Source organism: Kineococcus sp. AC630, from assembly GCF_979255925.1.
The window spans coordinates 96088-117850 of the sequence record NZ_CEEDMJ010000017.1; the positions used below are offsets into that span (position 1 = coordinate 96088).

Here is a 21763-nt window from a genome sequence, read left to right on the forward strand (position 1 = left end):
CAACACCGCGCACGGCAGTGACCACAACCCTGGCAGCGGTGGCGGCCGCTGCTGCGTTCGCGTGCGGAACGGGAACTGCGCACGCCACGACCTACCCAGGACCGCAGGGCCCCCGCGATGTGCACGGGGCGATCGAACAGGAGTGGCTGCACCTGCGCGCCGACCTGGGCGCCTTCCAACCCGGTGCACCACTGACCGACGAACTTCCCACCCCCACCAAGGCGGGGACCTTCGACCACTTCGAGCGCGCCCCGATCTACTGGAGCCCCACCACCGGCGCCCACGCAGTGCACGGCGACTTCTTCACCTACTACGCCAGTCAGGGCTGGGAGCGCTCCTGGCTGGGCTACCCCCTCAGCGAGGAGCGCCCCATCACCGAGGAAGCTGGGCTCAGCGGTGAGGTGGCGCAGGACTTCCAAGGCGGGACGTTGCTCTGGAGTCCGAGCACGGGGGTCATCGCGCCACCACTGCGGGTGGACCTGAGTGTCAGTCCCGAGGTGCGTGCCGGGGAGGCGGTCGTGTCGCAGTTCACGGTCACCAACACCGGCCGCGAGACGATCAGTGGCGCGGTGCTGAATGCGGTCGCCCTCGCCTCCGGTGAGGGCGACCTGCGGGGGTTCGACGACTACCCACCGGAGTGCGACTACGCCGGACTCAGCCACCGCTACTGCCAGCTCGGGGTGCTGGGCGCAGGCTAGCAGCGCATGGGTCTGCCCCGACGGGCGAAGCAAGAGCGAGAACGGCGTGCGCGAGGTCCGGTGGGTCCGCCCTACCGCTACGTCGTAGCGACGGCAGTCCTGCTCCGCACTCGACGTCACGGTCATCCCTCGCTGCACGTGACGTCACGGTCATCCTGCAACTCCGTCACTGAACACTCACTACGGGCGAGACCTGCGCCCTGACTCACTCCGACTCCGATCCCGACAACGCTGTGCATGCCCAGTAGGCAGTGGCCGAGAAACCCGCCCAGACGACCAACACCAAACCCAGTGCCGAGGTCACCACCCCGGGCCAGATCGAGGTATCGACCGTCGTCTCAGCTCGGGACAACAGAAGTGCCCCGATGAAGGCGACCACCACCGCTAGGCCAAGGGTCATGGAGGCCGACATCTGCAGCAGCGCGACCCGCCGCTCCACCTCGGAGAACCTCCCCGCGTCGGCATCGGACCACGGGTGATCTGCGCTGAGACCAGCCATGCCCAGATCATGGCAACGACTACACGTCACGGAGCAGGGAACGAAGGAACCACCACGATCTTGGTTGGCGACCCCATGATCGTTCCGTGATGTCGACGTCGCGGTTCATGCCGCGAGGAGGTGCGCCTGCACAGGCTCGACGGCACCGACAGAAGCCCCGGCGCCCGTACCGGTGCTCACCCTCCCTTGACCCAGACGGTCACGTCGAGGACACCCCAACCACCCGGACCAGTCAGGTCACGACTTCGCGCGCCCCACCGCACTGGCACCGAGAAACTCACCTGCCCAGAACCGGCCGACTCCAGCGTCAGGCACCAGCCCGTCCACGTCCCGCACACACCACCGTCCCGGCACCGCACCTGCGAGGGGTCACTGAGGTACAAACTGGCCTCTCCAGCGTGCACCCGCCGTGACAGGCCCTGCACCACCAATCCCGCAGCGGCCGACGGGTCGTGCCTGCTCCCGTCCACATCCCCAACGCCGCGCGGCACCGAAAGGCCCACCCCGATCGCCGCCGCCTCACACGGACGCAGCAGCACCGCCACCTGCGGCCCCACCTGCAGAGCCGCGTCCGCGTCCGCGATCCGCGCTGTGAGCACCACATCCGCCAGTCCTGTCACCACTGTGGTCGACGACTGCGGCGATGACCCAGCCGGCACCTGGCTCAGCCGGGCACTGAGTTGCACCACGCTGACCTCAGTGACCTCACAGTCGTGAACCACTACGCCAGGCGGATGCGATGCTCGCACCCGCTCCTGCCCCGGTGCCCTGAAGAACAAACCCCCCAGTGCGACCGGGAAGGCGATCACCGCGGCGATCGTGAAGATCAGCGCCCGCCGACCCACCTCACGCCCCAACCCCCGGCCCCGCCCGCGACGTCGGCGCAGACCAGATCGCGGACCAGGCCGTGCACCGGCGCGGGCCAGCCGCCGCGCACAGGACACCGTCCACCGACGAGGCACAGCACGATCCTGCCAGCGAGAACCGCCTCGGTCACCACATCGCACGGCGCACGTTCTCCCACCGCCGATTCCTGCACCGGCAGAACCTGGGCGTGCACCCCCGCACCGCCCTGCGTTCAGCACCAGCCGGAGGTGACCACCCGCAGAAACCATGCCCCAGCCCGCGAGTACCGGAACGTCGAAGCCCTCGACCGTGCCCAGCGATCTTCCGCACATGCCGATGTTCGGGCGTTCAGCCCTGACCGTCGCACCCACCGCTGTCACCACATGAGGTCACCCGTGGGTGAACCGATCTGGTCACCCGGGCGACCAGATCGGCGCACCCACGTCTTCCCCCACGACGGGGGTCGCCCCGCTGCACCGACGTCACGGTCATCCCGCGATACGGGTGATCGTCGTCGGTCGGTGATGTCGCGCTCTTGCCGATGTTCGGGGGCAGGTCGAGCGCGAAGATCACCCGCACATCCCCGCGAAGCGGGTGCAGGAAGACGAGCGAACCGAAACGGAGAGGTGTCGCCCTACCTAGCGGCGCCGGCGGGCGAACACCCCGCCACCCGTGATCGCACCCGCCATGATCAACGCAGGGCCGATCCCCAGCAGATAGCTGTCGAAGAGCATCCCGAAGACGACTGTGAGCACAGCCATCACCACCACGAAGGTGACCAGCGCCACCCCCCGCTGCGTCCTCCGCGCGGTCTGCGGGGTCTGCTGGGTCTCGATCGAGGGTTCACTGGGCATGGCGTCTCCAATGCTCAACGGGTGCGGGCCGCTACCCAGGCACACCGGCCCGAAATTTCCTGGGCGTGATCACGTTAGGGCTCCCCGCCCGACCGGGCCAGGGCAAGGCTGTCCCTCCTTGGAGGGGTCATGGCCTGAGCCCGTGCGATCCGTGGTCATCGGGCGTCGCCCGCTGCCGCCTCGCGCTTGAGGTGGGACACCGTCGCGTGCGAGTGCAGAGGCGAGAGACGACCGCTCCGACATCGCCGGCTGCGCGTGGACACCCTCAGTCGAATTCACGGTCATCCCGCTGTCCGGCCGCCCGCCGTCGGCTGGCGACGTCACGCCTTTGACGATGACCGGATGCAGAGCGAGCGCGAAGAACACCCGCACATCCCCGCAATCCGGACGGGTCCCGATCACCCCTCAGCCCAGCAACCCACCGTCAGCGACCAGCTCCACCGCAGCCCGCGGACCCCGACGCGTCAGCAACCCCACCAGCAGCACCCGATCCCCACGCGAGACCAGCCACGACAGGTGGACCACACCAGAGGTATCGACCTGAACCCCCACCTCCACCCCCTCCACCGTGACCACGGTGTAGTCCCCACTGCCGGCGTCACGGCTACTGGCTACCCGCTGCGGCCAGGGCCGGCGCCGCTGCGGATCGGGGTCCTGTTCGCGGATGTCCAGGACCGAGCCACCCCGGCGCAGCACCGGCCACGTGAGCGCCCGCTCCCACGCCTGCTCCCCGGGAAGGTAGGTGACGCGCACGTGCAGCAGCAGGAACCCCGCGGCGAGCTGAGACTGCAGCGACTCGGTGGGTAGGCCCCGATGGACGGAGATGCGTTCCACCACCTCAGGCGCCCGCAGGATGGGCAGGGTGGGCACCGCAGCGCCCAGCAGCGTCGCCGCTTCTGGTTCGTTGATGAGTTCGTGGTGCCAGGACAAGCTGCCTGGGTTCCGGCTGCCTCCTCCGAAGGCGTTGCTCAGCGCGTCGTGGGGAACGAGTGCGGCCAAGGCGGAGGCCACGCTCGTGGGGAGAGGCATCCGGGCAGTCTTGCCGTCGGGGTGAGCGCTGCACAACGCCCGCCATGTTCACGGTCATCCCGTGATGGAGGTCGTCTTCGTCGCCAGCCTCAGAGATCCAGGTGCAGCCGCAAGGCGTCGTCGAGGGCGTCCAACGCCTCGAACGGCAACCGCCCCAGCGCCGGCCCCAGGCGATCGACTGACACAGCGCGGACCTGCTCGGCTTGAGCCTTGGAGTCGAGGTGCAGTCCGGTGTCCTCTGCCGCGAGCAACACCTGGAAGGGAAACACCCTGGCCGTGTTGCTGGTCACCGGGACCACGGTGACCACTCCTCGCCCCAAACGCTCGGCGACCGCGTTGGCCCGGTCGTTGCTGACCACGACCGCCGGTCGGCGCTTGTTCGCCTCGCTGCCCTGGACCGGGTCGAAATCGACGAGGCGAACCTCCCCGCGGCGCATCAGCGCAGTCCGTCGGTACCGGCGCCTTCCCACACCTCACGGTCCCCGGAGTCGTCCCAGTCCTTCCACGCGGCGGCGTAGTCCTGCTCCAACTGCTGGTGGGTCAGTGCCCGGACGGCCCGCTGGACCGCGGCGGATCGAGACGGCAGACCGGCCGCGCGGACGTGTTCGTCGAGGGCGGCGACGTCGGCTTCGGAGAGGCTGATGCTGAGCTTCACGCAGCGATGCTACCCGGGTAGTACCGGTGATGCCACCATCCGGTCATCCCGCGCTGCGGGTGAAGTCACGGGTGTGACGCGCTCGGGATGTCGCACCGCACCAAAAGCTCGACCGCCGGCACAGGCGGGTGCGGCAGATGCACCGCGACGTTGCACTCGACCTCGCCCAACCGTTGCTGCCAGGCCAAGCGGGTCCGTCCTCTCCGCGCGTGCTGGACCCCCACATGCTGCCCGCGCACATCGATCATCGTGGCGTCTCCGCTGCCCGGTGAACGCAGCGTCTCCGGCCGCGTCTCCGGCCAGGGCACCCCGTAGTCCACTTCCACCGTGCTCAGCCCACGCTCCTGTGCTTCCTCAAGGGACGACTGCAGCACTTCCTCGTCCGGCAGGTACAGCACCGTGACCGGACCACTCCCGCCCCGCGCACCTGGTGCGACCACCTCTGCGACACCTGCGGTGGCTACCAGTTCCACCTGCCCGGCTTCGAGCAACGCGGACAGCCTCGGCAGCGGAAAACCCAGAACCTGCTGCGTCTGTTCGCGTTCGTGACGGTGGTACAGCTGCGCCAGCGAGCCGGGATAGGAGGGAGTGTGCGCGCGGCCGGGGCGGAAGGACTGCAGCAGGACCTGCAGCCCAGGCGGCAGCGGCAGCGCGTCCAGGGTCCCGAAGTCCACCCCTACCGCTTCGCTCATGACCGTCACTGTGCCTTGACCGGTCGACGTCACGGTCATCCCGCTGGCCAGGACGTCCGCCCACGCCCCCGACGAGCCCACAGCACCGCCCCGGTGACCCCCGCGGCCACGACCGCAGCCAGCATCCACGGCAGAGCCGGCCACGCCGGAGGGTTGTCGTAGCTGCTGTCCGCGATCACCGCGCTCTTCGCCGTCCACACCACCAGCAACCCCACGCTGAGCAGGTACAGCCCTACCGCCCACACGCTCCAGCAGCGCCATCGAACGGCAGCTAGCACCGGCAACCCCAGAACGCCCAGGGCCACCAGTCCCGGACCGACAGTGTTGATCAATCCCACGGGTCAGCCCCTTGCCCCGACACGACCTGCACGTCCTCACCATGGCAGGGGCAGCACGCGTCAACCGGCGATCTTGCCCTCATGCACAGCTCCTTCGCTTCGGACACGTCCGGTCATCCCGCGTTGTGCGCGCTGTTGCTGGGGCCGGCGACGTCGCGGTCTTGCCGAAGCGCGGATGAGCGGAACACTGATCCAACTGCCGTTGAGCCACCGGGTGAAGGCGCCCTCAGAACATCCCGTGGTGGCTGTTGTCAGACCTGTCGAAGCCGCAGGTAGCCAGATCGCGTGAAGGCTTGCCAGAACGCGAGAGCAGTGCCAGTCGGTTCGACGACCAACCGGACCTCCGCGCCGGCTGTGACATCGACCTCGGTGACATCGCTACCGGACCAGTCGATCCGCGCCTGAACGCGGTGTCGCCCTGCGGGCATGGTGATGCGGAGCTCGCGTCCTGGTCGCAGCCGACCCTGCCGCTGGCCGTCCACCTCGATGACGTAGCTGCGCAGGAGATCGCGGTGAGCGGGCGTCGGCCGCTCAAGGACGAGCTGACCGTTCTCGATCGTCACGTCGACATGCTGGCACGTGGTGAGCAGGGCGGATCGGCTCTCAAGGAACCTCACAGTCATCCTGCCGATGAGCGCGGCCACGGCGACCACCCCCACCCGGGCAGGCTTAGCCTTCGCTCCATGCCCACCCAGCAGGTGCTCACCGGCACGACCAGCACTGGGATCGACGCCGAACTGGTGCTGGCCGAGGTGAACACCCTGACCGCAGCGGCCGAGGTCTTGCATGAGCTCAGCCCCACCGGATCCAGCTACGCCCTCCTCCTGGCCTGCGACGCCCGGTCCCTACCCGTTGAGGACATCAGCGCCCTGTCCAAGACCGCGTTGCGCACCGGCATGCACTACTTCAGCGCCTGGGGCCCGGACTGCGAACGCGTCCACGACATCGTCGACGCCGACATCGTCGACCTGGACCTCCACCTCGACGATCGAGACCGTGCCGGCGCGCCCGAGTCCGCTCCTGAATTCAACCCCGACCGCGGCCTGGTGATGACCACCTGGCACGACGAGGAGCCGTTGAGCGAGACGTTGGAATTCTTCTGGACCTGCGCATCGCCGGCGGGCGGGCAGGAGGACAGCGGTCTGCGCCTGCTCATCACCATGGCCATGCCCCGCGCGGGTGATGAGGTCCGAGCCGCGATCGACTGCCTGCGCAGGGCGTAGGCGATGGTGTCGCTGCGTCGCCTCCGATGCCGGTGGCCCTTGACGGTCATCCCGCGATGCGCGCGATAGCGCTGTCCTGCAGGGCAACGAGTCTCAGTCTTCAGGAGCCAGCAAGCCTCAGGACAACGGACAGAAGACGAGGGCTCGGGTGACCTCGTCCTCCAAGCCCATCGGACCGGCCAGGGCCAACATGGTCGCTCGCTCATCGGCGGAGACGGGTTGCTCTGCCTCAGCAAGTGCATCGACCAGGGACTCGAGGGCGAGGCCGAGCTCGTTCACGCTGACGTACTCCTCCACCAGCCTGTCCTCATCGTCCGATAGACGCCCACCCAGCCGGCTGGCTAGCTCGCGCAGCTCGGCGGCGACCCGCACGAGGTAGTCCGGCTCCACGGTTCGATGCTGCCAGGTGACTTCACGGTCATCCCGCGTTGTGCGTGTCACCGGTGGTCGGCGACGTCGCGATCGTGGCGATGATCGAGCGATCGCCGAGAAGGTCCGCGGACGCCTCACTCTGCCGGTGCGGCCGTTTCCTCGGCCCGCCGTGCGACCTCCTGCTGCGTGAGTCGCAAGTACGTCTCAGCCCCAGCAGCGAGACCGAGGGAGACGACGATCAGCTCGAGCACCAGGTTCTGCCGGTCCGCACGTTGCTGAGAGCACGCCGGCCAGAGATCAGTGCTGTCGTTGACGTTGCCAGCGAAAGCGGAGGTGCAACCGTAGTTGTGCAGCGGGAGGGGCATGGCGCCGAAGATCAGACCACCTCCCAAGGCGATGGCACTTCCCACCTGCAGAGCTCGGACCATCGCTGCTGTGTGCATCTTCGGACCGTAGCGATACGAGGAGGTGGTGTCAGACGATCATCGGCATCACCCGTCTCGGAACGCACCGTCATCCCGCGGAGTGCGTGCTGTCGGGGCGGCCGCACCTGATGACTCCGCAACCGTCACCGACGTCTTGACAGATCGACTGTCGCCGGAGTTCTGGGACACCACCTCCCGGCTGCGGCAGGATGACCGCACACGACGAAGGGGTGGTGCGGTGAGGCTGGGGTTCGAGAAGCACCCGGTGACGAACCTCAAGCAGGCGCTGACCGGCTTCGAACGGTCCGGGTTCACGGTGCTGTGGCACCCGGACCGGGATTCCGTGCTGCTGGCCGCGCCCGGGACGAGCACGGCCGCGGTCCTGCTCGAGGTGCACGACGTCGAGCTGGAACTGGGCGCCGGCGGCGTCTACCTGCTCGACGACGTCGACGCCTTCGAACGCGAGCACCCCGACCGCGACTGGGTCGTGGAACCCTGCGACGGCCCGTTGGGACGCTACGCCGCGCTGCGGACCAGGGCCGGCCTGCCGCAGCGGTTCCTGACCCTGGAGCCCGTCGGCGGGGCGCGGCGCTACTTCCTCGAGGGCTGAAGGCTCAGGGTCGCCGCCGGACACGCCGATGTCCACGACGTGGCGATCCCCGCGGTGCGCGTCACGCCCCTGGTGGACCAGGTGCGTGCGCTCGAGCGCGCCCGCGGGTACGAACTGCTGGGCCAGGGCGAGGCCGCCGCGGCGATCGAGGCCGCGGCCGAGGCCGCGGGGGACCGCGTCGCCGCCGTCCGCGCCGCCCTCGTGCGGGCCGACGTCATCGGCACGACGGGCGACGTGGAGACCGCCGGCCTGATCGTGCAGAGCGCCGTCCGGGTCGCCGAGGAGACCGGCGACGACGAACTCCTCGCCCGCACCCACTTCCTGCGGTTCCAGCTGCACCTGCAGGCGGGAGACGTCGCCGAGTCCCGCTGGCACGCCATCCGCGCCGTCGAGGTCCTCCCCGCGGCCGCCCCGGCCTGGCTGCGCGCCGAGCACCTCCTCGCGCTCACCGTCGTCCTCGACCGTGCGGTCGACTCCCACGAGGCCGTCATCGCGGAGGTCCTGGCGATCGCCGCGAGCGAGGACGACCCGGCGCTGGAACTCTTCGCGCTGAACAACACCGCCTGGGAGCACGCCGACGTCGGGCACGTCGACGAGGCCGTCCGGCTGGCCGCACGCATGCGCCGCGTCGCCACCGCCTCGGGGATCCCGCTGCGCATGGCCGACCTCGACACCGTCGCCACGGTCGAACTGCGGGCGGGGCGGTTCGAGGAGGCCTGGTCGGCCATCACCGAGGCGTTCCAGCCGGGCTGTCCCGACAACGGCGCCGACCACGAACCCATCGCGCGCCTCACGGCGTTCCGGATCCTCATCGGTCTCGAGCGGACCGAGGCGGCGTTCGAGCAGCTCCAGACCGCCCGCACCCTGGCGACCGAGCGGCACCTCCCGGGGGTGCTTGCCGAGGTCGAGGAGGCGGACGCGACCTACCGCGCCACGACGGGCGACTGGGAGGGGGCCTACCGCGCGCACGTCCGCTTCCACCGGGAGCACGTGCGCTTGAAGGACCGTCAGAACGCCGCACGAGCCCTGCTCGCCCAGGTGCAGTTCGACGCCTCCACCGCCCGACGCGACCGGGACAGGTTCCGCACTCTCGCGCTCACGGACTCCCTCACGGGCCTGCCCAACCGTCGCGCGGTCGAGGAGCACGTCCGCGAGGTGCTCGACGGGCCCGGCCCCGTCACCGTCGCCATCGTGGACCTCGACCACTTCAAACGCGTCAACGACGAACGTTCCCACGACGCCGGTGACGCCGTCCTGCGTGAGCTGGGGATCCTGTTGCGGCACTACGTCGACGGTGCCCCGGGGAAGTTCTGCGCGCGCCTCGGCGGTGAGGAGTTCGTCGTCGTGTGGGAGGGGTGGTCCGTCAGCGCCGTCGAACTCTCGGCGGAGACGCTGCGGTCCGGGATCGAGCAACACGACTGGTTCCCCTCTGCAGCAGGGATTCCCATCACGGTCAGCGTCGGTTTCGCCGCGACCGTCGCCGAGTCGCTGACGACCTGGTCCGACCTCGTGGCCCGTGCCGACGCCCGCCTCTACGAAGCCAAGCGCGCCGGACGCAACCGGGTTCTCGGTCCGCAGGGCCCACCCGCACCGCACGCTCGGGGCTCCGGTCGCTGAGTCCGGCGCGGGAGGTCTCAGGCCGGTGGCAGGCGGCGCCTCGGGAGCGGGCTCGAGTACACGACGTTCGTCGTGATGCCACCGAGCGTCGCCAACCGACCGGCGATCCGTTCCAGGTCCGGCATCGAGCGGGCCACGACCTTGACGATGAAGCAGTCCGCGCCCGTCACGTGGTGCGCCTCGACGATCTCCGGGGTCGTGTCGACGACGGCGTGGAAGGGTTTGTAGTTGCCGGTCGGGTAGGCCAGCCGCACGAACGCCGTGATCGCGTACCCGAGGGCCTGCGGGTCGACGACCGCGCTGTAGCCCGTGACCACGCCCCCCTCGGTGAGGCGGCGCAGCCGTTCGGCGGTGGCGCTGGCGGAGAGGTTGATCGTCCGGGCCAGGTCGGCGACGGAGATCCGGCCGTCGAGCTGCAGCTGCTCGACGATGCGGTGATCGGTGGCGTCGAGGTCGAGGGGCACCGCTCAGCGTCCCGTCAGCGCGACGTCGATGAGGGTCTCCGCGGCCGAGCGGGCGTGTGCCGCGGCGACCGGGTCGCCGCTGATCGCCGCGGTCGTCTGCGCGCCCTCGGCGAGGAGGGCGAGTTGCGGTGCGAGCAGCTGCGGTGCGCCCAGCTCGTCGACGAGGTCGGCCACGTAGGCCTGGAAGGACGCCTTCTGCGCCCGCACCAGGTCGACGACCTCCGGGGAGACGCCGCCCAGCTCACCGAAGGCGTTGATGAACCCGCAGCCGCGGAAGTCGTTGCCGCGGAACCACTCGTCGAGGAAGTCGTAGACGGCGAGCAGGCGTTCGCGAGGGGTCGTCGCGGTGGCGGCCGCCCCGGCGAGGCCGGCGTCCCAGCTGCCGCTGCGGTGGTGCAGGACGGCGAGGAGGAGGGCGTCCTTCGACGGGAAGGCGGCGTAGATGCGCTTGAGCGGCACCCCGGACTCCGCGCGGACGGCGTCCATCCCGACGGCCTGCACGCCGCTGCGGTTGAACAGCCGGTCGGCGGCCTGCACGATGCGGTCGCGGTCTGCTGCGGTGTCGGTCGTCATCTCGTGCCTCCTGGGGGGTTGCGCTGAGAACCGTCGTTCTCTACTGTAGGGCCATCGCCAGAGAACGACCGTTCTCAACGGCTCGACCACAGGAGACGACCATGGGCACCATCACCGTCGGCCAGGAGAACTCGACCTCCATCGAGCTGTACTACGAGGACCACGGCACGGGGCAGCCGGTCGTCCTCATCCACGGCTACCCGCTCGACGGCTCTTCCTGGGAACGTCAGAGCCGCGAACTGCTCGCCGCCGGGTACCGCGTCATCACCTACGACCGCCGCGGTTTCGGCCGGTCCTCCAAGGTGGGCACCGGCTACGACTACGACACCTTCGCAGCCGACCTGAACGCCGTCCTCACCACGCTGGACCTCAACGACGTCATCCTCGTCGGGTTCTCCATGGGCACCGGTGAACTCGCCCGCTACACCAAGCTCTTCGGCGCCGACCGCGTCGCGAAGTTCGCGTTCCTCGCCTCCGTCGAACCCGGCATGCTCGGCCAGGGGGTTCCGCAGTCGGTGTTCGACGACATCGCGGCCTCGGCGAAGAAGGACCGCTTCGCCTGGTTCTCCGACTTCTACGCGAACTTCTACAACCTCGACGAGAACCTCGGGTCGCGCATCTCCCAGCAGGCCGTGGACGCCAGCTGGAACACCGCCGCCGGCAGTGCCCCGGTCGCCGCCTACGCCGTCGTCCCGAGCTGGATCGAGGACTTCACCGCCGACGTCGCCGCGGTGCGCGCCAGCGGGAAGCCCGCCCTCATCGTGCACGGCACCGCGGACCGGATCCTGCCGATCGAGGCCACCGGTCGTCCGTTCCACGCCGCGTTCCCCGAGGCCGACTACCACGAGATCGACGGTGCTCCGCACGGGCTCGGCTGGACCCACGCCGAGGAGCTCAACGCGATCCTGCTGCCCTTCGTCCAGGCCTGAACCCAGCCTGAACCCGACCTGACGTTCAGGGCAGGTCGCGGGCCAGCCAGTGGTGGGCGTACGGGTCGTCGTTGAAGGGTTCGACGTCGACGTAACCGAGCCGGGCGTACATCGCCCGGGCCTCGACGAGGTCGTCGCGGGTGTCGAGGCGGATTCTCGTCCGTCCGCTCTCCGCGGCGAAACCCTCGAGGCGCCGAACGAGCCGGCTGCCGAGACCCCGTCCCCTGGCGGCGGGGGTGATCCAGACCCGGGTGAGTTCCGCGACGTCCGCGTCCACGTGGCGGAGCCCGCCGCAGCCGAGTTCCCGCGAGCCGTCACGGACCACGAACAGCGCGCCCGTCGAACCCGTGAGGTCGTGGCTGGGACCTTCCGCCATCGCCCGGCTCACCTCGGCGGGCGTCGCGGGCCGCCCGTACCAGCGGGTGACGATGTCCTCGTAGTACGCCGTGAGGACGTCGTCCGCCTCGGTGGGGTGGGTCAGCACGAACTCGACCCGGGGACGCCGGTGCAGCACGACCTGGCCGGTGTCGGAGAAACCCGCCCCTCGGTAGAGCTCGACGAGTTCCGGGTCGCAGAACAGGCTCGTCGTCGCACCGTCCGGGAGCTCCGCGAGCAACGCGTCCAGGAGTTCCCGGGCGAGACCGCGGCCGCGGAACTCCCGGTCGACGACGACGTCCTCGACGTACGCGCGGAACGCCCCGTCGGAGACCGCCCGGGCGAACCCCACCACCCGCCGGCCGGCCCGGGCCGCGACGGCAGGCCCGCGGTCCAGGACGTCACGCACGGCCGACGGGGTGCGCTCGGGCCACCACCCCTCGGCCGCGAAGAGGGCGAGCACCGCGGAGGGGTCGAGTGGTTCCTCCGCGTGGGTCGCGATGCGCCAGGACGTCGTCACGGGCTCAGTCCACCAGAGCCGCGAGCAGCCGGCGACGGTGACGCAGCACCCAGTCCGCGCTGGCCGTGCGCCACGCCATCGCCCACAACGGCGCCGGATCGGTGCTCGTCGGCGTGACGTCGGCCTCCACGGCCTGGGTGTGGGCGTCCGCGACGATCACGGTGATCACGTGGTCCAGCAGGGCCTCACGGTGCGTGCGCGCCAGCCCGTAGCCGTCGACGAGCAGCCGCAACCCTCGGGCGCGGTCGTCGACCGACCCGAGACCCTGGAGCTCGGCGACCCGGTCGCCCACGAGGTGCGCGTTGAGCCACGCCGCCTGCGCGAGTTCGAGCAGGGGGTCGACCGGACCCGCTGTCTCCCAGTCGATCAGCACCACCGGGAGGCCGTCCCTCGCGACGATGTTCCACGGTCCGGTGTCGCAGTGCCCCAGGACGCGGGGAGTCCGCCCGAGGTCCCGGCCGAACCAGGGCTGCCACTCCGCGTCGTGCGGGGGGACGAACGTCGCCGTCGCCTCGTGCAGCCGGCGGAGGAGTTCGCCGACCGCGGCGGTCCCGTCGTCGGACCAGGCGTGCGGGTGCACGAACCCGCCCGGGACGAACTCGACCGCCTCGCGCCCGTCGGCGGCGAAACCGTCACCGACGAGGCGGGGAGAACCCTCGAACCCGACGTCCTCCAGGTGGCGCAGCAGGGCCGCGACGCTGCGCGACCAGGGACGCGCCGGGCGCAGGACGGCGTCACCCCGCCGGGTGACGGTGCTGCGGCCACCGCCGGTGAGAACGGTCTCGTCGGGCGGGGTGCCGGTCACGGGCCCACCGTGCAGCACGGCCCTGCCGTCGCGCACCCGGTTTCCTCACCAGGTCAGTCGCGGTGCCCGGGGGTTCGGAAGAGTCCCACGTGCAGGGCACCGGCGAGCGCCGCGCCCACCAGCGGGGCGAGGACGAACAGCCAGAGCTGCTGCAATGCCGGTCCTCCCGCGAAGAGGGCCGGGCCGAGGGAGCGCGCGGGGTTCACCGAAGTGTTGTCGACCGGGATCGACACCAGGTGGATCAGCGTCAGGGCCAGCCCGATCGCCACGGGGGCGAGGGCCTTCGGTGCGCGGGGTGCGGTGGCGCCGAGGACGACCAGCACGAAGACGGCGGTGAGGACGACCTCGACCACGAGCGCCGCGAGCAGGGAGTAGCCGGCCGGGGAACGCTCGCCGTAGCCGTTGGTGGCGAACCCCGAGGCCGCCGCGTCGAAACCCGGGCGCCCGGAGGCGACGGTGAACAGGACCGCCGCCCCGGTGACGGCGCCGACGACCTGCGCCAGCGCGTACCCCGGGAGGTCCCGCCACGGGAGGCGACCCGCCACCGCGAGGCCGAGGCTGACGGCCGGGTTGAAGTGCCCGCCGGACACTCCTCCGAGCGCGGCGGCCATGACGAGCACCGTCAGTCCGAAGGCCAGGGCGATCCCCAGGTAGCCGATGCCCACGGCGGCGCCGTCCGTGGTCGTCGTCGAGGCGGCGAGGACGGCGGCCCCGCACCCGCCCAGGACGAGGACGAAGGTCCCGATCACCTCGGCCGCCAACTTCACGGCCGGCCTCGGTTCCTCGGCCGCGCCCGGCGTGTCAGCCGCCCGGAGTGCGCGCGCGGAGGCGCCGCGACGACCCGTCGCGCTCACCGTCGGCCCCGCAGCAGACCCTGACGGCGCGCGGACGTGGCGCCGCCGCGTCGCGCCTCGAGGCGGCGGGCGAGGCGGTGGGCCCCGGAGGCCACGAGGGGTACGGCGACGGTGGTGAGCAGCCACCGCCGCAGGACGGTGTCGATCAGGAAGGGCACGGAGTTCTCCTCGGTGTGGTGGTGCAGCGCCGGGGTGGCGGGGCGGTCGTCAGCGGACCTGTTCGGCGGGGTCCTCGCCCCCGACGGGCAGGTGCAGGTCGCGGACGGTGACGTTGACCTCGGTGACCGTCAGGTCGGTCATCCGCCGGACGGCGGCGGCCACCTCGCGCCGCACCCCGGCGGCGACGTCGACGACGTCGCTGCCGTACTCCACGACGACGACGACGTCGACCACGGCCTGCGTCTCGCCGACCGTCGCGTGGACACCCGTCGTCAGATCCGACCGGCTGCGGGGGGTGCGCTCGCGCACGGCGGCGGCGGCGCGGGCCGCGCTGCCGCCCAGGGCGAACACCCCCGGCACCTCGCGGGCGGCGATGCCGGCGATGGTGGCGACCACGTCGTCGGCCATCGTGGTGCTCCCCTCAGGGGTCGCGGCCCAACTGCTGGTGGTGTCCTGCGGCACGGGACCGTCCTCTCGGGCGTCGTCGGCCCGGCCTGGACGGACGGGTCAGGAAGAGACTTACACCGTAAGTTGGATGAGCGCCAGCCTGGGTGAGGCCCGTACGACACCCGTCCGGGCCGCTGCCGACCCCGGGGGAAGGCGCAACGGGAGCAGCGGTGCCAGGATCGGGGCGTGGCGGCAGACCCTGACGACGGTGGGCCCACCGAGGCGCAGCGGAGCGAGCAACCCGATCCGGGCCACCTCCCCGACGTGGACGAGCTGGTGGTCGACGGGCAGGAACGACCTTCCGACCGGGTCCCGCTCAGTCGTGAGCGCATCCTGTCCACGGCCCTGCGATCCATCGACGAGGAGGGCCTGGCCGCGCTGACGATGCGACGCCTCGGAGCGCGGCTCGGGGTCGAGGCGATGTCCCTCTACCGCTACGTCCCGGGCCGCGAGGCCCTCCTCGACGGCGTCGTCGACGCGCTGGTTGGTGAACTCGACCACGACGTGGACGTCCTGCGGTCTCCCGAGCACGGCTGGCAGGACTTCCTGCAGCGGATGGCCCACGGTGTCCGGCGCATGGCCATCGCCCACCCCAAGGCCTTCCCCCTCATCGCCTCGACGCCCCCCGAGGCGCCGTGGCTGCGTCCGCCGCTGCGCAGCATCAGCTGGGTCGAGACGTTCCTCTCCGGACTGGTGCAGCAGGGGTTCTCGGACGAGGAGGCCGTGGCGGCCTACCGGGCGTTCACCAGCTTCCTGCTGGGGAACCTGCTCCTGGAGGTGTCCCAGCGCGGTGGGGCGGTCGGACCCCTGGACCTGGTGGACGAGGAGGAACCCGTCGGGGGCCTCGACGACGCGCCCATCGTGCGGCGCCTGGCCCGGAGGCTGGGGGAGGACCGGGCGTTGCAGGAGTTCGAGGAGTCGCTGGAGAGCCTCATCGACCGGATCTCCGCCCAGGTGCTCGGCGGCAGCGGCGCCTGAGTCCGGGTGTCGCGACTCCTCGGCCCCGCTCGCGCGGGAGACCTCCGCCGCTACCAGCGCAGTCCCAGCTGGTTCCCCAGCACCTCGTAGCCCATGCTCCGCGCGACCCGGAGGGATTCCGCCGGGCGGGCGCGCCACTGGCACAGCAGCCCGGCGGACTGCGCGTGCGCGCTCGCGCGGGCGGCGACGGTGCGGGCCAGGTGGCGCCCCCGCGCGTCGGCCCGGACGAGGACGCAGAGGTGGGCGACGTCGTTGGGCCAGAGTTCGTACCCCGCAGCGGCGAGGGTCTCGCCGTCCTCGACGACCAGGAACGCGGGAGAGTCGATCCCGGTCATCCCGCTCTCGCCCACGTCGTCGGCGGAACAGCTGCGCAGCAGGTCCTGCAGGGCATCGCCCGGGTCGGCGGGGTGGAGTTCCCCGGCCACGGTCGGGAGGGGTGCGTCGCGGGCCAGGTACGCCAGCTGGGCCGGTCCGAGCACGGCGGGAGGGGACGGTCGGCCTCCGCGCAGGTGGTCGTCGAGAACCCGGGCCCCGTCGGCGTCGGGGGCGGTGGCCAGGACCCGGCCGGCGATCGTCACGATCCCGCACCAGCCGTCGGGGAAGACCACCGAACCCGGTGCGACCAGAGCGCGCGTCTCCTCGACCGGGGCGAAGCGGGCCCCCGGACCGGCGAGGTGTTCCCAGTGGCGGCGCACGACGTCGACCAGGGCTGAGTCCACCGGACCATCCTGCCCGCGACGTCGTGACCGGTCGCGTCGACCACGTCGACCAGGTCTTCGGGTCGGTTCAAGACCGGAGCGGAACCTGCCGATCGGGCAGACGTGGCGGACACCGGGTGCGGTCAGTGCGGCCGCGCCCTGGCCCCCACGGACCAGTGGTGCGGGCTCTGCTTCGCGCCCGCACCCGACGCCCGGTTCACGGCCCCCCTGCAGACCCACCGCACCGACGACCCACCGCCGCTCGAGCAGCCCGCCTTCAGGCAGTCGCGCTGGGCCGGGTCCTCGGTGACCTTCGGCCCAGTCGGTCGGATCGTCCTCACGCTCGTGCTCGTCGCGATCACCGCGCTCCTCCTCTGGTCGGGCAGCCTCGTCGGCCTCGCGGCCTGGCTCGTCGTGGCCGTGCCCTGGGCGCTGCGCGACATCTGGCGCACGGTCCGCGTCCGTCGCTGAGGGGGTGACACGCCCGGTCCCCGACGGCAGGCTGTGCGGGTGAACACCTCCACGACGCAGAGCGGTCGCCCGCGGTTGTCGGCGGTCGTGCTCGATTCCCCCGAACCCCCGGAACTCGCGACCTTCTACCGGCACCTGCTGGGGATGGAACCCGAGCAGTGGTCGCCGGACTGGATCGTGCTGCGCGACCCCGACGGCGGGGTCGGGATCTCGTTCCAGCGCGAGACGGCCTACGTTCCGCCGCAGTGGCCGCAGCGCCCCGGCGACCAGCAGGTGCAGGACCACCTCGACATCGCCGTCGACGACCTCGACGCGGGCGTCGCGCACGCCGTCGCCGGAGGTGCGGAACTGTTCGAGTTCCAGCCGCAGGACACCGTCCGGGTGATGCGCGACCCGCACGGCCACGTCTTCTGCCTGTACCTCCCCGAGTGAGCGGGGGGACGCCGCCCCCGGGCCGGGACGTGGGCACGACGATGACGGTGCCCGCGGTGGAGCCGGCGGCGGGACCGTGGGCCCCGCTGGACCTGGGGGACCTCCTCCGCCGGGTCCTCGCCCCCCTGGCCCCCCGGAACGGGCCGGTCGTGCTGGCCGTCGACGGTCGCGGGGCCTCGGGCAAGTCGACGCTGACCGACCGGCTCGTCACCCGGGCCGTGGCCGAGGCGTTGCGAGCGGGTGCGGTCCACACCGACGACATCGCCTGGAACCACTCCTTCTTCGACTGGGCCGACCTGTTGCGCGACGGGGTCCTGGTCCCCGCCCGCTGCGGGGAGGGCGTCCGCTACCGACCACCGGCCTGGCCCGCGCACGGCCGTGACGGAGCCGTCGAGGTGCCCCAGGGGACCGACCTGCTCGTCGTCGAAGGGGTGGGCGCCGGTCGGCGGGAACTGTCGGAGTTCCTCGACGTCGTGGTGTGGGTGCAGTCGGACTTCGTGCAGGCGGAACGTCGGGGGATCGCCCGCGACACCGCGTCGGGGGTCAACGGGGACGAGGCGGGGACGATCGCGTTCTGGCACCGGTGGATGGACGAGGAACTCCGGTTCCTCGCGGCGGACCGCCCGTGGGAGCGTGCCGACGTCGTCGTCGCGGGAACGCCGGTGATCCCGTTGCGGCCCCACGAGGTCGCGGTCAGCGTCCCCGGTCGGGCAGGGACGGCCACCGGTCCGCCGCCCACGCCGACCACGTGAGGAACCCGGCGGGCGGCCCGTTCGTGGTCGTGGCGAGTTCTTCCGCCGTCGGCACCTCGAACAGCGTGCGCCAGTGGTCGAGTTCCCCGCGGGTCATCGTGAACGTGTCACCGGGGGCCTCGACCTGGCGCCTGCTCACCCGCTCCCACTGAGTCGTGGGATCGACGTCCAGGAACTCCACCACGCACTCCGCGCCCACGGCGGCGAACAGGTGGCGCAGGGCGTCACGTTCCGCGCGGGACCAGAACCCGAAGTCGAGGACCACGTCGACCCCGAGGTCCGCGGCCCGCAGTCCCGCCCAGATCAGCCGACCCTCGAGGGTGTCGCGTTGACGGGTCCCGTTCTCGCCGGCGAACAACGGCAGCATCCACTCGTCGAGGCTGAAGCGCAGTGCCCCCTCCGCCTCGAGCTGACGGGCGCGGGTCGTCTTCCCGCTGCCGGGCAGCCCGACCATGAGGACGACGGTCACGCCCCGGGCAGCCACGACACCGCCGTCCCCACCCGGCGTCAGCAGGAACCGCCGTCCCCGCCGCCGGAGGACCCGCCGCCGTCGAAGGAGCCGCCGCAGTCCCCGGACGAGGAACCGCCGTCCCAGGAACTCGACGAGGCACCGCCGTCGCTCCCGCCCGGGAACGAGTGGTGGGAGGACCCGCCCGACCGGCCGGTACCGGTCAGCGAGCGCCAGAGGGAGACGCCACCCAGGACGACGAAGCAGACGACGAACAGGACCACCAGACCGGTCACGCTGCACCACCTCTCTGCGGAGCGGGGTCGCTCACGCCGCTTGGAGGTGGGCCGACGCCGATCGGTTCCCGGTGCGACCGGTGCTCCTGCGTCCTGGTCGGGCTCGCCCCGCCGCCTGGGAACCGGTCCCGGGTCAGGATGTCGTGAGCATGGTCCAGACCTTGGTGATCACGCCGTCCGCCACGAGGACGATGTCCACTCCGCGCACCACCGGGGCCTCGCCCTCGGGCCCGAACTGCCACGCGAGGTAGCCCAGGTCCTGCACGACCTGCACCTCGCCGCCGGGACTGAAGACGAAGGAGGGCGATTCGTCGAGCAGTCGCTGCGCCTTGTCGTTCAGCGCCCGGTGACCCACCACCGACTCCTCCGGGTCGGCGAACACGACGTCCGGGGCGTAGATGCGGACGACGCTCGCCCAGCGCCGCTCGGGGTCCCGCTCGCCGAAGACCTGCATCAGGTTGGCGTGCACGAGTTCTTCGACGGTCATGGCTCTCCTCGGTCGACGGTCGGTGTCCGGGCTGTCCCCAGCGGGGTCTTCGGGGTCCACCATGCCCTGGACCGCGATGTCCGCGCACCCGCCGGACGACGGAGCCGGAACGCCGAACGCCCCCCGCCGCTGGGTGCGGCAGGGGGCGTTCGTCAGGGAGGTGTCAGCTCACGCGGGCGGTCTCGGCGGCTGCGACCTCGGTCTCGGCGACCTTGGCGCTGGTGGACTTCAGCGAGTAGGTCGGGATCTCCAGACCCAGGGCCGCGCAGACGTTGTGGAAGACCTCGGTGTTGTCGAGGAGCTTCGCGAACCGCTGCGCACCGGGGCCCGAGGCGCCGATGAAGACGTCCTCGACGGTGTGGACGCAGTTCGTGTCCTCCATCGGCAGGTTGCCGATCTGGACGACGGCGCCCGGGTCACGGGCCGGGTTCGGGAACGCGAGGCCGGTGGCCGCGTCCTCCAGCGCCGGCTGGGCCAGGACGGCGTTGTGCGCGAAGTCGTCCGGGTGGTCGGGGTGGTTGGACCAGCCGAAGAACAACTGCACGTCGGGGTTCGGGTCGTCGGGGAACCCGTCACCGTTGGAGTCGACGTAGGTGGGGAACCCGGCGTCGGCGTAGACGCCGTTCTGCTGGCGCGCGGGCGACCCCTCCTTGGAGAGGGTGTGCGTGCCGGCGATGCTCATGGCGTGGTTGTGGTCGGCGGTCACGACGATCAGGGTGTCGTCGCGGTCCTTCGCCCACTCCTTGGCGATGCCGACGGCCTGGTCGAGCTCGATCGCGTCGTACACGGCGCGGGGGCCGTCGAGCGGGTGCTCGGACTTGTCGATCGAGGCGCCCTCGACCATCAGGAAGAAGCCCTTGTCGTTCTTCTCGAGGACCTTCAGCGCGGCCTTGGTCATCTCGACCAGACCGGGCTGGTCGTCGAACTCACCGAGGACGGCGGGGTTCGGGGTGACCTGGCGGTCGATGTAGACGTTCAGGTTGCCGGTGTGGAAGGAACCCAGCAGCTTGTCCGGGGTGCCGGAGGCCATCACCGCGGAGAGTTCGGTGCGGGTCGCCGCGTAGGCGAATCCCTTGTCCTTGAACTCCTCGATGAGGTTGCGCTCGTCGGTGCGCTTGGACCCCTTCACCGACATGGGCAGGAACGTCGCGCGGCCGCCACCCATGTACACGTCGGGCATCTGACCGGGCTCGAGGGCCTGGTCCATGATGCTCGCGTACTCGGAACGGCGACGGGTGTGCGCGAAGACCGCGGCGGGAGTGGCGTCCTGGACCTCGGCGGTGGTGACGATGCCGATCGACATGTCCCGCGACCGCTTGAGGACCTCGGCCATGGTCTCGACGTGCGGGCTGGCGGTCGGGTCCTCGGAGTTGCCCGGGTAGACGCCCATGGCGTTGACGGCCGACTTGTGGCCGGTCATGTACGCGGACATCGAGTTCGCGGAGTCGGTCGCGATCGAGTCGCAGCCGGAGGTGGTGACGTTCCCGCGGAAGTCGAGGGTGTCCATCTCCAGGAGGGAGTCGTACTTGCCCTCGGTGATGCCCTTGGACAGGATCCGGGCGCCGGTGATGGCGGCCTGGCCCATGCCGTCACCGAGGAAGAAGATGACGTTCTTCGCGGTCTTGGCGTCGGTCTTCGACAGCACGACCTCGTGCTTCACCTCCTGCGAGGCGGAGCCGGCGGAGGAGGTGACGGCCGCGGCGATCGTGTAGCTGCCGGCGGCGGGGTAGACCAGGTCCTTGAACGTGACCTCGACGGAGTCCGGGGCGGAACTCGTGCGCAGCGGTGCGGGGGCGAGCAGCGGCGCGGGGCCGCTGCCGTCGCTGACCTTGATGACGATCTTCGTGGTCTCGGGGTCGACCCCGGTGGCCTCGATGCGCAGGTCGAACTTCGCCCCGACCTGGAACTTCGCGCGGTCGATCGGGAGGACCTTGACGGCGCTGCCGGTGCCCGAGCTGAGTGCGATGCGGCGGAACGTGGTCGTGTAGTGCGCGTCCTTGACGTTCAGCTGCGCGGGGACGTAGGCGGGGGCGGCGGACGCGGCGGACGCGTCGACGAGGCCCTTGCCGAAGACGACGGCGGTGGCGAGGCCGCCCGTGCCGAGCAGGCCTCGACGGGTGAAGAATCCGCGACGGTCCTGCGAACCGTCGTCGTTCGTGCTGGACTGGGTGTCGGACACCGGGTACCTCTCGTTCGAACCTCCGGCGCGATCGGCGC

32 protein-coding genes are annotated in these 21763 nt (G+C 71.1%); 9 read left to right on the forward strand and 23 right to left on the reverse strand.

What is annotated here, in order from left to right; translation table 11 throughout:
* Positions 1 to 17: 17 nt before the first annotated feature.
* Positions 18 to 698, forward strand: a complete 681-nt coding sequence (locus AC0I8G_RS18185; protein WP_471731194.1) for an LGFP repeat-containing protein — start codon at positions 18 to 20, stop codon at positions 696 to 698.
* Positions 699 to 903: 205 nt separating this feature from the next.
* Here the strand turns inward: AC0I8G_RS18185 and AC0I8G_RS18190 are convergent, their stop codons facing one another.
* From AC0I8G_RS18190 to AC0I8G_RS18230, 9 genes are all read right to left on the reverse strand, one after another.
* A complete protein-coding gene (locus AC0I8G_RS18190; protein WP_471731195.1) occupies positions 904 to 1197 on the reverse strand; it encodes a hypothetical protein in 294 nt (97 codons plus the stop codon).
* A 176-nt stretch (positions 1198 to 1373) separates the two neighbouring features.
* Positions 1374 to 2006: a hypothetical protein gene (locus AC0I8G_RS18195; protein ID WP_471731196.1), complete on the reverse strand. Its 633-nt coding sequence runs from the start codon at positions 2004 to 2006 to the stop codon at positions 1374 to 1376.
* A gap of 675 nt (positions 2007 to 2681) precedes the next feature.
* On the reverse strand, positions 2682 to 2897 hold the full coding sequence (locus AC0I8G_RS18200) for a hypothetical protein (protein ID WP_471731197.1): 216 nt from the start codon (positions 2895 to 2897) through the stop codon (positions 2682 to 2684).
* Positions 2898 to 3302: 405 nt separating this feature from the next.
* The gene (locus tag AC0I8G_RS18205; RefSeq protein WP_471731198.1) at positions 3303 to 3926 is read right to left on the reverse strand and encodes a hypothetical protein; all 624 of its coding nucleotides are present in this window, start codon (positions 3924 to 3926) and stop codon (positions 3303 to 3305) included.
* 89 nt (positions 3927 to 4015) lie between these two features.
* Positions 4016 to 4366 (reverse strand): type II toxin-antitoxin system PemK/MazF family toxin, encoded by a 351-nt coding sequence (locus tag AC0I8G_RS18210; RefSeq protein ID WP_471731238.1) that lies wholly within the window; start codon positions 4364 to 4366, stop codon positions 4016 to 4018.
* Positions 4363 to 4581 (reverse strand): ribbon-helix-helix domain-containing protein, encoded by a 219-nt coding sequence (locus tag AC0I8G_RS18215; protein ID WP_471731199.1) that lies wholly within the window; start codon positions 4579 to 4581, stop codon positions 4363 to 4365. Before AC0I8G_RS18215 ends, AC0I8G_RS18210 begins: the two co-directional genes overlap by 4 nt.
* Positions 4582 to 4646: 65 nt before the next feature.
* A complete protein-coding gene (locus tag AC0I8G_RS18220; RefSeq protein ID WP_471731200.1) occupies positions 4647 to 5273 on the reverse strand; it encodes a hypothetical protein in 627 nt (208 codons plus the stop codon).
* A 35-nt stretch (positions 5274 to 5308) separates the two neighbouring features.
* The gene (locus AC0I8G_RS18225; protein WP_471731201.1) at positions 5309 to 5611 is read right to left on the reverse strand and encodes a hypothetical protein; all 303 of its coding nucleotides are present in this window, start codon (positions 5609 to 5611) and stop codon (positions 5309 to 5311) included.
* A gap of 251 nt (positions 5612 to 5862) precedes the next feature.
* A complete protein-coding gene (locus AC0I8G_RS18230; protein WP_471731202.1) occupies positions 5863 to 6174 on the reverse strand; it encodes a hypothetical protein in 312 nt (103 codons plus the stop codon).
* A 120-nt stretch (positions 6175 to 6294) separates the two neighbouring features.
* On the opposite strand from AC0I8G_RS18230, the gene AC0I8G_RS18235 reads away from it, so the two are divergent.
* Complete coding sequence (locus AC0I8G_RS18235) at positions 6295 to 6834, forward strand: DUF7684 family protein (protein WP_471731203.1); 540 nt, start codon at positions 6295 to 6297, stop codon at positions 6832 to 6834.
* Between the two features lie 117 nt (positions 6835 to 6951).
* Here the strand turns inward: AC0I8G_RS18235 and AC0I8G_RS18240 are convergent, their stop codons facing one another.
* A complete protein-coding gene (locus AC0I8G_RS18240) occupies positions 6952 to 7224 on the reverse strand; it encodes a MafI family immunity protein (RefSeq protein WP_471731204.1) in 273 nt (90 codons plus the stop codon).
* A gap of 116 nt (positions 7225 to 7340) precedes the next feature.
* Positions 7341 to 7649: a hypothetical protein gene (locus AC0I8G_RS18245; protein ID WP_471731205.1), complete on the reverse strand. Its 309-nt coding sequence runs from the start codon at positions 7647 to 7649 to the stop codon at positions 7341 to 7343.
* Between the two features lie 220 nt (positions 7650 to 7869).
* On the opposite strand from AC0I8G_RS18245, the gene AC0I8G_RS18250 reads away from it, so the two are divergent.
* Together AC0I8G_RS18250 and AC0I8G_RS18255 are read left to right on the forward strand one after the other, a co-directional pair.
* Positions 7870 to 8241, forward strand: a complete 372-nt coding sequence (locus tag AC0I8G_RS18250; RefSeq protein ID WP_471731206.1) for a hypothetical protein — start codon at positions 7870 to 7872, stop codon at positions 8239 to 8241.
* A 39-nt stretch (positions 8242 to 8280) separates the two neighbouring features.
* Positions 8281 to 9858, forward strand: a complete 1578-nt coding sequence (locus AC0I8G_RS18255) for a GGDEF domain-containing protein (RefSeq protein ID WP_471731207.1) — start codon at positions 8281 to 8283, stop codon at positions 9856 to 9858.
* Positions 9859 to 9875: 17 nt separating this feature from the next.
* Here the strand turns inward: AC0I8G_RS18255 and AC0I8G_RS18260 are convergent, their stop codons facing one another.
* Positions 9876 to 10322 (reverse strand): Lrp/AsnC family transcriptional regulator, encoded by a 447-nt coding sequence (locus tag AC0I8G_RS18260; protein WP_471731208.1) that lies wholly within the window; start codon positions 10320 to 10322, stop codon positions 9876 to 9878.
* Between the two features lie 3 nt (positions 10323 to 10325).
* Entirely contained in the window at positions 10326 to 10895 is a 570-nt protein-coding gene (locus AC0I8G_RS18265) for a TetR/AcrR family transcriptional regulator (RefSeq protein WP_471731209.1), read from the reverse strand.
* A 101-nt stretch (positions 10896 to 10996) separates the two neighbouring features.
* Between AC0I8G_RS18265 and AC0I8G_RS18270 the strand changes: the two genes are divergently transcribed.
* Positions 10997 to 11824: an alpha/beta fold hydrolase gene (locus tag AC0I8G_RS18270; protein ID WP_471731210.1), complete on the forward strand. Its 828-nt coding sequence runs from the start codon at positions 10997 to 10999 to the stop codon at positions 11822 to 11824.
* 25 nt (positions 11825 to 11849) lie between these two features.
* Here the strand turns inward: AC0I8G_RS18270 and AC0I8G_RS18275 are convergent, their stop codons facing one another.
* From AC0I8G_RS18275 to AC0I8G_RS18295, 5 genes are all read right to left on the reverse strand, one after another.
* A complete protein-coding gene (locus AC0I8G_RS18275) occupies positions 11850 to 12719 on the reverse strand; it encodes a GNAT family N-acetyltransferase (protein ID WP_471731211.1) in 870 nt (289 codons plus the stop codon).
* Positions 12720 to 12723: 4 nt separating this feature from the next.
* The gene (locus AC0I8G_RS18280; protein ID WP_471731212.1) at positions 12724 to 13560 is read right to left on the reverse strand and encodes a phosphotransferase; all 837 of its coding nucleotides are present in this window, start codon (positions 13558 to 13560) and stop codon (positions 12724 to 12726) included.
* A 17-nt stretch (positions 13561 to 13577) separates the two neighbouring features.
* Positions 13578 to 14291 carry an aquaporin Z gene (gene aqpZ / locus AC0I8G_RS18285; protein ID WP_471731213.1) on the reverse strand — a complete coding sequence of 238 codons (714 nt, stop codon included), beginning with the start codon at positions 14289 to 14291 and terminating at the stop codon, positions 13578 to 13580.
* 83 nt (positions 14292 to 14374) lie between these two features.
* Positions 14375 to 14536, reverse strand: coding sequence for a hypothetical protein (locus tag AC0I8G_RS18290; protein WP_471731214.1), 162 nt, complete (start codon positions 14534 to 14536; stop codon positions 14375 to 14377).
* Positions 14537 to 14585: 49 nt separating this feature from the next.
* On the reverse strand, positions 14586 to 14999 hold the full coding sequence (locus tag AC0I8G_RS18295) for an Asp23/Gls24 family envelope stress response protein (RefSeq protein WP_471731215.1): 414 nt from the start codon (positions 14997 to 14999) through the stop codon (positions 14586 to 14588).
* A 261-nt stretch (positions 15000 to 15260) separates the two neighbouring features.
* Here AC0I8G_RS18295 and AC0I8G_RS18300 point away from each other — a divergent pair, with 261 nt between their 5' ends.
* Positions 15261 to 15962, forward strand: coding sequence for a TetR/AcrR family transcriptional regulator C-terminal domain-containing protein (locus AC0I8G_RS18300; RefSeq protein WP_471731239.1), 702 nt, complete (start codon positions 15261 to 15263; stop codon positions 15960 to 15962).
* 50 nt (positions 15963 to 16012) lie between these two features.
* On the opposite strand, the gene AC0I8G_RS18305 is transcribed toward AC0I8G_RS18300, so the two are convergent.
* Positions 16013 to 16681, reverse strand: a complete 669-nt coding sequence (locus tag AC0I8G_RS18305; protein ID WP_471731216.1) for a GNAT family N-acetyltransferase — start codon at positions 16679 to 16681, stop codon at positions 16013 to 16015.
* Between the two features lie 102 nt (positions 16682 to 16783).
* On the opposite strand from AC0I8G_RS18305, the gene AC0I8G_RS18310 reads away from it, so the two are divergent.
* Genes AC0I8G_RS18310 through AC0I8G_RS18320 form a run of 3 tightly spaced genes read left to right on the forward strand, consistent with a single transcriptional unit; the run spans position 16784 to position 18315 of the window.
* Positions 16784 to 17131: a hypothetical protein gene (locus tag AC0I8G_RS18310; RefSeq protein ID WP_328294069.1), complete on the forward strand. Its 348-nt coding sequence runs from the start codon at positions 16784 to 16786 to the stop codon at positions 17129 to 17131.
* A gap of 39 nt (positions 17132 to 17170) precedes the next feature.
* The gene (locus AC0I8G_RS18315; protein WP_471731217.1) at positions 17171 to 17563 is read left to right on the forward strand and encodes a VOC family protein; all 393 of its coding nucleotides are present in this window, start codon (positions 17171 to 17173) and stop codon (positions 17561 to 17563) included.
* Positions 17564 to 17610: 47 nt separating this feature from the next.
* The gene (locus AC0I8G_RS18320; RefSeq protein ID WP_471731218.1) at positions 17611 to 18315 is read left to right on the forward strand and encodes a uridine kinase family protein; all 705 of its coding nucleotides are present in this window, start codon (positions 17611 to 17613) and stop codon (positions 18313 to 18315) included.
* Here AC0I8G_RS18320 and AC0I8G_RS18325 read toward each other — a convergent pair.
* The 4 genes from AC0I8G_RS18325 to AC0I8G_RS18340 form a co-directional block, all read right to left on the reverse strand.
* Positions 18257 to 18799, reverse strand: coding sequence for a P-loop nucleotide/nucleoside kinase family protein (locus AC0I8G_RS18325; protein WP_471731219.1), 543 nt, complete (start codon positions 18797 to 18799; stop codon positions 18257 to 18259). The two genes, AC0I8G_RS18320 and AC0I8G_RS18325, sit on opposite strands and share 59 nt — an antisense overlap.
* Before the next feature lie 23 nt (positions 18800 to 18822).
* Positions 18823 to 19059, reverse strand: coding sequence for a hypothetical protein (locus AC0I8G_RS18330; protein WP_471731220.1), 237 nt, complete (start codon positions 19057 to 19059; stop codon positions 18823 to 18825).
* Positions 19060 to 19192: 133 nt separating this feature from the next.
* Positions 19193 to 19546: a nuclear transport factor 2 family protein gene (locus AC0I8G_RS18335; protein ID WP_471731221.1), complete on the reverse strand. Its 354-nt coding sequence runs from the start codon at positions 19544 to 19546 to the stop codon at positions 19193 to 19195.
* A 163-nt stretch (positions 19547 to 19709) separates the two neighbouring features.
* Positions 19710 to 21725 carry an alkaline phosphatase gene (locus AC0I8G_RS18340; protein ID WP_471731222.1) on the reverse strand — a complete coding sequence of 672 codons (2016 nt, stop codon included), beginning with the start codon at positions 21723 to 21725 and terminating at the stop codon, positions 19710 to 19712.
* Positions 21726 to 21763: the final 38 nt, after the last annotated feature.

What these genes read in the sequence shown, in the direction of transcription:
- AC0I8G_RS18190 (WP_471731195.1), bottom strand. Translation starts at nt 1,197, where the DNA reads ATGGCTGGTCTCAGCGCAGATCACCCGTGGTCCGATGCCGACGCGGGG.
- AC0I8G_RS18200 (WP_471731197.1), bottom strand. Translation starts at nt 2,897, where the DNA reads ATGCCCAGTGAACCCTCGATCGAGACCCAGCAGACCCCGCAGACCGCG.
- AC0I8G_RS18205 (WP_471731198.1), bottom strand. Translation starts at nt 3,926, where the DNA reads ATGCCTCTCCCCACGAGCGTGGCCTCCGCCTTGGCCGCACTCGTTCCC.
- AC0I8G_RS18220 (WP_471731200.1), bottom strand. Translation starts at nt 5,273, where the DNA reads ATGAGCGAAGCGGTAGGGGTGGACTTCGGGACCCTGGACGCGCTGCCG.
- AC0I8G_RS18235 (WP_471731203.1), top strand. Translation starts at nt 6,295, where the DNA reads ATGCCCACCCAGCAGGTGCTCACCGGCACGACCAGCACTGGGATCGAC.
- AC0I8G_RS18245 (WP_471731205.1), bottom strand. Translation starts at nt 7,649, where the DNA reads ATGCACACAGCAGCGATGGTCCGAGCTCTGCAGGTGGGAAGTGCCATC.
- AC0I8G_RS18265 (WP_471731209.1), bottom strand. Translation starts at nt 10,895, where the DNA reads ATGACGACCGACACCGCAGCAGACCGCGACCGCATCGTGCAGGCCGCC.
- AC0I8G_RS18270 (WP_471731210.1), top strand. Translation starts at nt 10,997, where the DNA reads ATGGGCACCATCACCGTCGGCCAGGAGAACTCGACCTCCATCGAGCTG.
- AC0I8G_RS18335 (WP_471731221.1), bottom strand. Translation starts at nt 19,546, where the DNA reads ATGACCGTCGAAGAACTCGTGCACGCCAACCTGATGCAGGTCTTCGGC.